11 protein-coding genes are annotated in these 11,670 nt (G+C 48.1%); 6 read left to right on the forward strand and 5 right to left on the reverse strand.

Translation table 11 applies throughout. The features are described from left to right. Window positions 1–120: 120 nt before the first annotated feature. The 4 genes from ubiG to yfaE all read left to right on the forward strand — a co-directional run bounded on the left by ubiG (window position 121) and on the right by yfaE (window position 5,061). Entirely contained in the window at window positions 121–828 is a 708-nt protein-coding gene (gene ubiG, locus AC6R03_RS10330) for a bifunctional 2-polyprenyl-6-hydroxyphenol methylase/3-demethylubiquinol 3-O-methyltransferase UbiG (protein ID WP_500631146.1), read from the forward strand. Between the two features lie 465 nt (window positions 829–1,293). Beyond that, window positions 1,294–3,576 carry a class 1a ribonucleoside-diphosphate reductase subunit alpha gene (gene nrdA / locus AC6R03_RS10335; protein ID WP_500631147.1) on the forward strand — a complete coding sequence of 761 codons (2,283 nt, stop codon included), beginning with the start codon at window positions 1,294–1,296 and terminating at the stop codon, window positions 3,574–3,576. A gap of 73 nt (window positions 3,577–3,649) precedes the next feature. Next, window positions 3,650–4,783: a class Ia ribonucleoside-diphosphate reductase subunit beta gene (gene nrdB, locus AC6R03_RS10340; RefSeq protein WP_500631148.1), complete on the forward strand. Its 1,134-nt coding sequence runs from the start codon at window positions 3,650–3,652 to the stop codon at window positions 4,781–4,783. Then, a complete protein-coding gene (yfaE, locus tag AC6R03_RS10345; protein WP_487903141.1) occupies window positions 4,783–5,061 on the forward strand; it encodes a class I ribonucleotide reductase maintenance protein YfaE in 279 nt (92 codons plus the stop codon). The genes nrdB and yfaE overlap by 1 nt, the downstream gene beginning before the upstream one ends. 189 nt (window positions 5,062–5,250) lie before the next feature. Here yfaE and AC6R03_RS10350 read toward each other — a convergent pair whose 3' ends face one another. Both AC6R03_RS10350 and AC6R03_RS10355 read right to left on the reverse strand, forming a co-directional pair. After that, complete coding sequence (locus tag AC6R03_RS10350; protein ID WP_487903140.1) at window positions 5,251–5,502, reverse strand: hypothetical protein; 252 nt, start codon at window positions 5,500–5,502, stop codon at window positions 5,251–5,253. 229 nt (window positions 5,503–5,731) lie between these two features. Next, complete coding sequence (locus tag AC6R03_RS10355; protein ID WP_500631149.1) at window positions 5,732–6,973, reverse strand: CinA family nicotinamide mononucleotide deamidase-related protein; 1,242 nt, start codon at window positions 6,971–6,973, stop codon at window positions 5,732–5,734. Window positions 6,974–7,152: 179 nt separating this feature from the next. Here AC6R03_RS10355 and AC6R03_RS10360 point away from each other — a divergent pair, with 179 nt between their 5' ends. Both AC6R03_RS10360 and AC6R03_RS10365 read left to right on the forward strand, forming a co-directional pair. Then, the gene (locus tag AC6R03_RS10360; RefSeq protein ID WP_500631150.1) at window positions 7,153–8,043 is read left to right on the forward strand and encodes a DUF3943 domain-containing protein; all 891 of its coding nucleotides are present in this window, start codon (window positions 7,153–7,155) and stop codon (window positions 8,041–8,043) included. A 192-nt stretch (window positions 8,044–8,235) separates the two neighbouring features. Continuing rightward, window positions 8,236–8,748 (forward strand): glycine cleavage system transcriptional repressor, encoded by a 513-nt coding sequence (locus AC6R03_RS10365; RefSeq protein WP_500631151.1) that lies wholly within the window; start codon window positions 8,236–8,238, stop codon window positions 8,746–8,748. An 80-nt stretch (window positions 8,749–8,828) separates the two neighbouring features. Here AC6R03_RS10365 and AC6R03_RS10370 read toward each other — a convergent pair whose 3' ends face one another. Genes AC6R03_RS10370 through AC6R03_RS10380 form a run of 3 tightly spaced genes read right to left on the reverse strand, consistent with a single transcriptional unit; the run spans window position 8,829 to window position 11,666 of the window. Beyond that, complete coding sequence (locus AC6R03_RS10370) at window positions 8,829–9,755, reverse strand: PstS family phosphate ABC transporter substrate-binding protein (protein WP_500631152.1); 927 nt, start codon at window positions 9,753–9,755, stop codon at window positions 8,829–8,831. After that, window positions 9,745–10,359, reverse strand: a complete 615-nt coding sequence (locus AC6R03_RS10375; protein ID WP_500631153.1) for an OmpA family protein — start codon at window positions 10,357–10,359, stop codon at window positions 9,745–9,747. Before AC6R03_RS10375 ends, AC6R03_RS10370 begins: the two co-directional genes overlap by 11 nt. Next, window positions 10,356–11,666 (reverse strand): TolC family outer membrane protein, encoded by a 1,311-nt coding sequence (locus AC6R03_RS10380; RefSeq protein WP_500631154.1) that lies wholly within the window; start codon window positions 11,664–11,666, stop codon window positions 10,356–10,358. The genes AC6R03_RS10375 and AC6R03_RS10380 overlap by 4 nt, the downstream gene beginning before the upstream one ends. Between the last annotated feature and the right edge of the window lie 4 nt (window positions 11,667–11,670).

The raw sequence follows: 11,670 nt of genomic DNA on the forward strand, positions 1-11,670 counted from the left end.
CTTGCTGATTAATGACTACTTTTTAGCCAGCCATACAGAAAAGTGCGCCCTTTCATGGTGCCAAGGAGATGATTGAGTATAATGTCGCCCAATAACCTAGGTATGGATACAGAGATGACTATGAGCCAATCACAAAACGTCGATCCAAAAGAGATAAAGAAATTCGAAGATATGGCATCACGTTGGTGGGATTTAGAAGGCGAGTTTAAGCCCCTTCATCAAATCAATCCCCTACGCCTACAATATGTGCTCGACAAGGCCAGTGGGCTGTTCGGCAAGCGTGTGTTGGATGTCGGCTGTGGCGGCGGCATCTTAGCCGAAAGCATGGCGAAAGAAGGCGCGGAAGTGACCGGTCTCGATATGGGCAAAGAGCCCCTTGAAGTCGCTCGCTTGCACGCCTTGGAAACCGGTACTCAGTTAACCTACATTCAGAGTACCATTGAAGACCATGCGCAAACCCATGCCCAAAGTTACGACGTTGTGACGTGTATGGAAATGCTTGAGCATGTTCCTGAGCCTCTTTCCGTTGTGCAATCTTGTGCTCGCCTCGTCAAGCCGGGTGGTCACGTTTTCTTCTCGACACTTAACCGCAATATCAAGTCTTATCTTTTTGCGATTGTCGGTGCGGAGAAGCTCCTCAAAATCGTGCCGGAAGGCACCCACGAGCATGAGAAATTTATTCGCCCATCTGAGCTTATCAAGATGATTGATCAAACGGATCTTACTGAACTCGGCATTACTGGGCTGCACTACAATCCGCTCACTGATCGCTATCGATTAGGCACTAATGTCGACGTGAACTACATCGTCCACACCCAAAAACGTTGATCGACGAACCCCGTCAGCGCACAACATCTAGTGGTCATGTCCTAGGCGGTAGCACAAGTTCACCGCCTTTTTAGGTCGGTTTTTGTGCACGTGATTCCATTTTAAACACATCAAAAAACGCAGAAAAAAATTAGCAAAGATCAAGGAATTTTTTTTTGTTTATGGTTACTTCTAAACCGATTCCAAAACGGTAATTTTGTACAATCTTGTTTGCCCTTTCCTCATCGGTTAGTAGTCACTTACTGTTTTTTCTATTTTTGTCAGTTATCCACAAGTCATCCCAAAACTGTAACTTGAAAACCGTCTTCGATAGCTCTATCTTGTAACCCGCACATCGATGCACCCCTATATATTGTGTTTGTACTACAATGTATAGAATGATTTTGATCACAAAGCTGGAATCAATTTTACAAGAATTACATATAAACACGGCTTTAATCAGTTTTGTTAGGGAAATGAAGCAGAATGAACCAACAACTCACCGTTACTAAACGTAATGGCAGCAAAGAAAACATTGATCTGGACAAGATCCACAGAGTGATTACCTGGGCAGCAGAAGGCCTTGATAACGTCTCTGTGTCGCAGGTAGAACTTCGCGCTCACATCCAGTTCTACGATGGCATCACCACTTCTGATATCCATGAGACCATCATCAAGTCAGCCGCTGATCTTATCTCAGAAGAGACGCCAGATTATCAATACCTCGCCGCTCGCTTAGCTGTCTTCCATCTGCGTAAGAAAGCGTACGGTCAATATGAGCCACCAACGCTGTACAACCACGTTGCGCGTCTTGTCGATATGGGTAAATACGACCAGCACATCCTAGAGGACTACACTAAGTCCGAGCTAGATGAGCTTGATGCTTACATCGACCACCGCCGCGATCTCGACTTCTCTTATGCCGCTGTGAAACAGCTGGAAGGTAAGTATTTCGTTCAAAACCGTGTGACAGGGGAAATTTACGAGAGCGCTCAATTCTTGTACATCCTTGTGGCAGCGTGTTTGTTCGCAAACTACCCGAAAGAGACGCGCCTTGACTACATCAAGCGATTCTACGATGCGACGTCGACATTTAAGATTTCTCTGCCTACGCCAATCATGTCGGGTGTACGTACCCCAACGCGTCAATTTAGTTCATGCGTACTGATTGAGTGTGGCGACAGCCTTGATTCGATCAACGCAACCGCAAGCTCCATCGTGCGTTACGTATCACAACGTGCCGGTATTGGTATCAATGCAGGTCGAATCCGTGCTCTGGGTTCAGAGATCCGCGGCGGTGAAGCGTTCCACACTGGCTGTATCCCGTTCTACAAATACTTCCAAACCGCCGTCAAATGCTGTTCTCAGGGTGGCGTTCGTGGCGGCGCAGCAACCGTCTTCTATCCAATTTGGCACCGCGAATCTCAGACACTGATGGTGCTAAAGAACAACCGCGGTGTCGAAGAGAACCGTGTTCGTCACATGGACTATGGCGTTCAGCTTAACCGCTTGATGTACCAACGCTTGGTTCAAGGTGGCAACATCACCCTATTTTCTCCTTCTGATGTCCCTGGGTTGTACGATGCATTCTTCGAAGATCAGGATGAGTTCGAACGTTTGTACGTTAAGTACGAAAACGATCCATCGATTAAGAAGGAAACGGTGAAAGCCATCGATATGTTCTCTATCTTGATGCAAGAGCGCGCATCCACAGGCCGTATTTACATTCAGAACGTCGACCACTGTAATACGCACAGTCCTTTTGACGCCAGCGTTGCGCCGGTTCGCCAATCGAATCTGTGTCTTGAAATCGCCTTGCCGACCAAGCCACTGAGCAATGTTGAAGATGATTCTGGCGAAATCGCGCTCTGCACGCTTTCTGCTTTCAACTTGGGTGCTATCCAGTCACTGGATGACTTCGAAGAGTTGTCTGACTTGGTCGTACGTGCACTTGATGCACTGCTTGATTACCAAGACTACCCATTACCAGCGGCGTATAAGTCCACCATGAACCGCCGTACACTCGGTGTGGGCGTCATTAACTACGCTTACTACCTCGCGAAAAATGGCGTGAAATACTCGGATGGCAGCGCCAACGGACTGACGCACCGCACTTTTGAAGCGATGCAGTACTATCTACTTAAGGCGTCCGTTGCACTGGCGAAAGAACAAGGCAAATGCCCATCGTTCCACGAGACCAACTACGCGAAAGGCCTCATGCCTATCGATACGTACAAGAAAGACGTGGACTTAGTGTGTGATGAACCTCTGCACTACGACTGGGATGGCCTACGTGAAGAGATCATGACACACGGTCTGCGCAACTCAACATTAACCGCGTTGATGCCTTCAGAGACCTCATCTCAGATCTCTAACGCCACCAACGGTATTGAGCCACCGCGTGGTTATGTCTCTGTCAAAGCCTCTAAAGACGGCATCTTGAAACAAGTAGTGCCTGACTTTACTGCGCTTAAGAACAACTACGAACTGCTTTGGAATATTGGTTCAAACGACGGTTACTTGCACCTAGTGGGTATCATGCAGAAATTCGTTGACCAAGCGATTTCCGCGAACACTAACTACGACCCAAGCCGTTTTGAAAGTGGCAAAGTGCCAATGAAGAAACTGCTGCAAGACCTTCTGACTGCGTACAAATACGGCGTTAAAACCCTGTACTACCACAACACGCGTGATGGCGCGAGCGACGACCAAAAAGACGCCGTTCAGCCGCAAGACGACGATTGTGCAGGCGGCGGTTGTAAGATCTAACGCTTACTAGGATTTGCAACGTTTAACCAAATTAATGCCCCGAGTCTCGGGGCATAAAAGGAATTGAGGCATCATGGCTTACAGTACTTTTAACCGAACTAAAAATGATCAACTCAAAGAGCCTATGTTCTTGGGCCAATCTGTCAACGTCGCTCGCTACGACCAACAGAAATTTGAGATATTTGAAAAACTGATCGAAAAACAGCTTTCTTTCTTTTGGCGTCCAGAAGAAGTCGACGTGTCGAGTGACCGCATCGACTACAACAAACTGCCAGAGCATGAAAAACACATTTTCATTTCCAACCTGAAATACCAAACGCTACTTGACTCGATCCAAGGTCGCAGCCCTAACGTCGCGCTGTTGCCTTTGGTCTCTTTGCCAGAAGTCGAAACGTGGATCGAGACTTGGTCGTTCTCTGAAACGATTCACTCACGCTCTTACACGCACATCATTCGTAACATTGTGAATGATCCAGGTCTCGTGTTTGATGACATCGTTGAAAACGAGCACATCTTGAAGCGTGCGGACGACATCTCACGCTACTACGATGATTTGATTCAGATGACCAACGACTATCACCGTTTTGGTGAAGGCACTTATCAGATCAAAGGCGAAGAAGTCACGGTTTCTCTACACAATTTGAAGAAGCAACTTTACCTCTGCTTGATGTCTGTCAACGCATTGGAAGCCATTCGCTTCTACGTGAGCTTTGCTTGTTCTTTTGCATTTGCAGAACGTGAACTGATGGAAGGTAACGCGAAAATCATTAAGTTGATTGCTCGTGATGAAGCGCTACATTTGACTGGCACCCAACATATGATCAACTTGCTTCGCAATGGTCAAGATGACTTCTCATTTATGCAGATCGCAGAAGAGTGTAAGCAAGAGTGCTTTGACCTGTTTAAAGCCGCGGCGGAACAAGAGAAAGAGTGGGCTGAGTACCTGTTTAAAGACGGTTCTATGATCGGCTTGAACAAAGACATCCTCTGCCAATACGTTGAGTACATTACTAACATTCGTATGCAAGCTGTCGGACTGAGCGCCGCTTATCCAAATGCGACATCGAACCCGATCCCTTGGATCAACGCTTGGTTATCATCAGATAATGTCCAAGTCGCACCGCAAGAAGCGGAGATCTCATCGTACCTTGTCGGTCAGATTGACAGCGACGTACGTGCTGATGACTTCAAGGACTTCGAACTGTAATGCCCAGTATCAAAATCAACGCGATTACCACCATCCAATCCAATTCGTCCAACACGATATTGGAGACGATGGAACAGGCCGGACTGGAACCTGAATATAACTGTCGAGATGGACACTGTGGAGCGTGCCGCTGCACCTTGGTCTCAGGCGAGGTGGAGTACGTTGGTTTTGCGATGGCTTATACACAGGGTGATGAAATTTTGCCTTGTATATGCAGAGCAAAGTCGGATGTGGAAGTGGCTGACGTCAATTATCGCCTTAAGGAAAAACGCGCTTAACAGCGATTGGTGAGCGCATACCGATTGACATCAAGCACCATCCTATTCCCAACAACATTAAGGCCAGCGTCATGCTGGCCTTACTCTTTACTGCTGTTATCAATTTTGACACTTCATATCCAATCTTCAACAGCCGAAACTGAATCACTGAAAAGACCAGAGCAACCCAGAGAGCTATCGAGATTGAGGTTACATCTGAAGACGAATACCGGACAAAAACTCATCGGCGGTCATCATGGAGACGGGTTTGTCACCAATCTGTCTTCCGTCATCATCAAACAGTGAAAGTCGATAGCCCAAACTCTCTCTAGGTGTGAGCTCTTCTGGGGCATTGAGCCACATAGAAATCACATCGTGATGCTCATCACTGAGCGCTTCACCAAGAAATACTTTCTGGCTCGCCACTTGATACCAGATAAGGATCTTCGATTGATTAAACATGTCACTCTCCTTTGCAACACCCTGCCGAATTTCCAGTTTACGATCAATTTTGTTAAATGCACGTTGCAAAAGTAAGACAAACAGCGCTTCTATTGAAAATCATCCGTTTAACCATTAGAACGATTTCTTCTAAAAGGTTTAATTCTGAGGGAGTAAAAAATAAACTTACTTTTCATAAAGATAAGGAGAAGTGACACAGTGAGTCATTTGACAGACTCACTGTTATTGACTAACTCTCGAGCGCATTTCGTGGCACGAACAGCTCTTTTTCACGAGATAACGAGCTGTATTTCGCAAACAGGGGCTTCGCTGACAAATAGCGTCTGAGCATATCTGCAGCCGTGGTCGTAATGATCGTAATTTGATCCTGACGGCCATATTGGCGATTGAACTTCAACGTCTGCCCCCATTCACCTTCGGGGCTAGAGAGCGCGAGGGAGAATACTCCCTCTATGACCTTGCCCGTCACAATAGCGACATCCGTCGCGCATTTCTCGCGAGTCGCCCCCGCCAAGGCGAACGCCGCCGCTAATGAATCCTCTTTTTGCTCGCCCACCGAGACCGCATGACCAATCACCCAGCCATGACCACAGTATTGCGCTGCCTCGGGCTCAGCGTGCAACCACTGAGATAGCGCGCCAAACGTCGATTGCTCGGCGGTCGCAATCGATGATTTACGCTCTTCGATTAAAAACGCGACATGCTTTTGCATGGTTTCATCTACCGACACCACACTAGGTTCAATGAGATTAAAGATCAGTTGCAGTAGCTTAACCCGTGTCTCTAGCTCTCCTTTCGGGCCAAAGAGTTTGACCTCAATAAAAGGCAGGTAAGACCGATAGCCCAGAGTGTACCCCTCAGGTAATGACACTTTATCGAGCGTGTCAGACAACGCCGATTCGGACGTGCCAAACGTATAGAGTCGACTGCATTCATACCCCTGCACTTGAGGGTGCTGCTGTTTTAAATCAGGCAAGATTTGCTCTTTGACCATGCGCTTAAATTCACTCGGCACACCCGGTGTAAAATAAAACACGCAGTCATTGATCACGACCTTAAACCCACACGCTGTGCCGATAGGATTGTCGAGTAAGACACTGCCTTTAGGTAACATCGCTTGCTTGCGGTTACTTTCGGGCATTGCCATGTTGCGGGCAGCAAAAAAGGCCGTCAACTTATCAAGCCACTCGGGATACAGCACAAGCTCCACATCTGCAGCCAACGAAGCTGCGTGCGCGCTTAAATCATCGCTGGTTGGTCCGAGGCCGCCATTAACCACCACCACGTCATAGTTAAAGCTCAACATCAACAGCTCTTCCACTAGGGCACTTTCTTCATCACCAACGGTAGAACGTTTAGCTAGTGAAAATCCGTGTGTAAAGAACTGCTCAGACAGCCAAGCGGCATTGGTGTCGACGATGTCTCCGTGGAGCACTTCTTCCCCAGTACTTAACATGGCAATTTTTAACATATGAATTCCTTTATTTGGTAGCGTCAGCGCGTGAAACTTATCTTTTTGTTATCGCTCTATAGTGACAGACATTACTAATATCACCTAGTTTCTTATTTATGACATTTACTGGTTTGCATTCTCCCCTCTATAAGGGATAATTGTGAGCGCGATCAATATAACAACCCTTTGGAGTTCATGTGTTTAGAAAAAGCGTGGGTGCACTATTATTAACGGCGTCGTCTTATGCCGCAGCAGGAAGCCAACATGATATTCAGCCGATAGAGTTGAGTTATATCCCTGCCAAGCCCCATACCTTCTACGCGCACTCATACCAATACCAAAGCGGTGATCCTTTTACCTTAAGTCTGAACGCAAATGAGCTAGAACTCTCCGAGCCTCCTCGCCCACGCTATCTAACGGTGCAAAGTGAGAAAGACTGGGATTACTTGATGGGCCAAACCTACACCATTTTAGGCCTCAGCGTCGCCACTGTCGGTCTGATGACTCTACTGCCTGAGTCCATCACTAAGTGGGATGAAGAGAGTCGTGACCTGAGTAATTTGGGTAAGAAGTGGAAAGACAACGTCTCTGATGGTCCAGTTTGGGATCGTGACGAGCATTTTCTCAATTACGTCATGCACCCTTATTTTGGGGGTGTCTACTACACTGCGGCGCGTCACGCTGGATTCAATGAGTTTGAGTCCTTCCTCTATTCCGCTACGATGTCAGCGTTTTTCTGGGAGTACGGGGTGGAAGCGTTTGCGGAAGTGCCCTCTTGGCAAGATCTGTTCATCACCCCATTCTTTGGCGCCGTGGTTGGTGAGATGATGTTTGAAGCAGAACAAAGTATCGTCGCCGATGGCGGTGAAGTGTTCGGGTCCCAAGGCATGGGGGACTTAACACTGTTTTTCTTGAACCCCGTTGGCCATATTCATGGCTGGGTGACTGACGCCTGGGGCGGCAGCGCAGAGTGGCAGTACGTGAGCAATCCGTGGTTTGGTAACCAAGAGGCCGCGACGTTTGCCCTCAATTCAGGCGCAACCTATGACCCCGTCTTTTACGGCTTTGAGCTTAAAGTGACGTTTTAAACCCAACGTCTCGTGTTCACACTTCTTCATCGAGCGACGCCATGCGTCGCTTTTTTGTGTCAGAAGTACCAATATTCTCAATTTCAACAATGTATTAGCTTGAAAAATTGACCTAAGTCAAACCTCAACTTTACCGCGATCCTACACTGAAATGAGACGATATGTTTTCGTCCAAGAACGCAGGAGGCACTTATGACTCACACATTTATTGTCAATTTTGTTGGTAAAGCGACGCCAACCACAATCAAAAACCTCGCGGCCATTACCCATGAGAACGGCGGTAAATGGCTGATTAGCAAAGTGAACTTTATTGAGGATCAAGTCGCAGCCGTGATCAAAGTCGATGTCCCGGTGGAGAACGTAGACACCGTCAAAGCCGCATTCCAATCTTATGATGAGTTGTTGGTACAAATTGTCGACTCAGACACAGCGGCTCATGCCTCGGATGCGATTTATCAAATCCGTTTAGACGCTAACGATCGCAACGGCATCGTTAATGAGATCACTCACGTACTGGATGGTCAAGGTATTAATATTCTCGACATGGATTGCCAACGCGTCTTTATTGCGGGCGGTGGCGGAGTGAGCTCGAGTTTGTTCACCGCCAACATGGCAATTCGATTGCCACAGGAGATCAGCATTGACGATGTGGCCAACGAACTCGAATCGCTGAGTGAAGATACGCGCGTCATGGTCGAGTCCTAATTGGACTGTCACCGCCTCAATTAATAGAAAAGCCCCGTTTGGGGCTTTTTAGATCGAATGAGTTAGTGTCAGTGAAATGGTTACCTATAACCACCCTCAACGATAGGTGGCTCTAAGCCTAGCTTGACATAATTTCGCCAAATCGCCTGTTCAGGTAAACTGATAAAACCATAGCGATTGAGCACCGATTGATGCTCTTGGCTCAGTGCCAACTCGATAAACTGCTTTTCTGACGGTGAAAAGTAATTTCGATGCGGTGGCAAATCGAGATACAAGTAATAAACACTCGACAGCGGATAACGGCCCGACAAGATGGTTTCTTTATTCACATCGTAACGATCACCTCGGTCATCGACGACCGACAAGATATTCGCCTCTTGCCAACGTTTGGAATAGGTCACATACGCTAGCGCTTGCTCGTTATCATCCAGCGCCTCTTCCAGCCCCTCTTCGTCCGCGACAAACTGCGTCGCCGCATAGGTGCCTTCCTTGCACGTGACCCACTCGTGGAAGGTATGATGGAGTTTTAAACCTTCATCCACCGCAAAAGGCAGCATCAGCGGCGTTTCTGCTTCTTTGCCCCACGTTGACCAGCGCGTAGGCAGGACATCGTCGTTACAACCAAAAACGTCACGGAGCTGTTGCAATGTCACCTCTTGGTTTGGGTTCTCTTCGTTGGCTAATACGGCCACCACATCAGCGGTAAAGTAAAGCTCGGTCGGACGATACCCGGTGAGCTTTTCAAATTTGGCCACTTCTAAGTCCGTCCAACGACGAGCGCTCACACCGACCCTAACTTCTCGGCTAAGCATAGCGGCAGGAATATTTTCTCGGCTAAGAATGTCCAACTGCTCAAACTTGCCATCCGTTAATGCACCGATGAGAGAGACCATATGACTGTCCACCGCCACTGCGGTGATCGAGTCTTGCGCCGATGCGTTAGAGACCATACTCCAAGGCATAATAAACAACGCAGTCGACATCAGTGGCAAAAGTTTACTGTTCATTTTTCACCTCTGCATTGCTTTTGGGTGTTAATTGTTGCTCGGAGCTGAAAATCGTCCACGTTGGCTTTACGCTCATGACGTCGGTCATGACGACGGCAATGGCACGACGTTTACGCGCATGCAGATACTGAGTCAATGCCGTCACTTGGGTGAACTCCTGCTCTGAAATACGGTTGGGGTCGATGCCTTGTCGCTCAAGCATCAAACGTATGGTGTAGGTGCGACGCTTAGCCAGAGCCTGGTTGTACGCCAAGCTCGCTTCAGGACTGGTATCACCGAGCAATATTACCGACGCGTCGGGGTGCGCATCGAGCAGTTGCGTAAGCTGCTCAAGGGGCGCCTGATGTTCTGGCGTTTCTTGGTCCTTGTCCATGTCGAAGAAGAAACTGATCACGTTGGCTTTTTCTTCAATTTGCCACTGCGTACAACCTTGTCTGTCGACAGCCACATTTTCCGGCGTCGATGCACACAAGTCACGCTGGTTGATCACGCCGTCGCGATCGTCATCGGTCAGATCATCAATTTGGTGACGCGTCGTTTCAATATTTGGCTCTTGCGCACAAGCGGTCAGCAGCACAAGCGAAAGGGGTAACCACTTCATCATTGTTTCTCCTCCCCTTGCCACTCTTCCGGATGTTCGACCCGAAGCGCATAAGTAAGAATACCCATCGCATTAAACAGTCGGTATGCGGCTAAGGTATGATCGTACTTAGCTGAGACATAATTTTTTCTCGCTAAGAACACTTCCACTTTGGCATCCAGCACATCCAACAAACTGCGGCGACCCACGTTAAACTGCTGGATATAACCAAGCTCTGCGATTTTCACTGCATCCACGTTTTGTTGCAGTAACATCATCTGTTTCTCTAACATGTCGTAGGCGTTCCAAGCCAGTTGCGTGCCCTCTTCGACTTCACGTTCAGTGCGCAAGCGGATAGCGCGAGCCTCTTCTACGCGCCAAGCGGAAGACTCAACACTCGCATCGGTGGCAAAGCCATTGAAAATATCGTAATCCATCGTCAGCATGATGCGCGCATCTTCATCTGGCCCTTCAGCGTTGCTGACGTTGTCATTCTTGTTGGCATGTAACTCAAGCTTGATCTCTGGGTAATAACCGCCTTTTTCTCGGCGGACCTCTTTACGAGCGGCATCCAAATCCAATACCGCCGCCTTAATTTCGGGGTGATTGTCGATGGCCTGCGTTTTCGCCACCTCCGCACTGCTCGGCAGCAGCGCGTCATCAAACACAGGATCGACCAAGTCCGTAGGCATTTTGCCCACTAGGCGCAAATACTGAGTCTGAAGATCGACGAGATTGTTCTGCGAAGCGATAAGAGAGGATTGAGACGTGGCGACACGCGCTGAAATCTGAGCTAAATCGGAATTGCTGCTCAACCCTTTTTGCGTTTTGTCCAATACATTTTGGTAGATCTCTTGGTGCTCTCGGACATTGCGCTCTGCAAGCTCAAGTAGGGTTTGCGCTTTCAGCAGTTCCAAGTAAATACGGACAATGTCGAGTGACACGTTTTCTGCCCTTGAGATTAACGTTAGGCGCTCTGCTTCTGCCTCATACCCCAAACGAGCCACATTTGAACTGGTGCTAAAACCATCAAACAGCAACTGAGAGATTTTTAGGCCAATTTCGGTGCGCGTTAAGCCTCTATCATCTGGGTCAATGTATGATCCACTGTTGTAGCGCGTCTCCTCATAACCGGCCGCAGCATAAAGGTTGGCCTGTGGAAGCTGAAATCCACTTGCGGCATCACCATCACGCACTACAGACTGATAGCGGGAATACTGAGCCAACAACTCTGGGCTGTAATCGATGGCAAACGCCACCGACTCTTCCAGAGAAATGGCGTGCGCTGAACTCGACAGCAACACGCCTAACAGTAACGATTTGGAACGCATTATC

This window comes from Vibrio sp. R10-SG-ISO4, assembly GCF_059834135.1.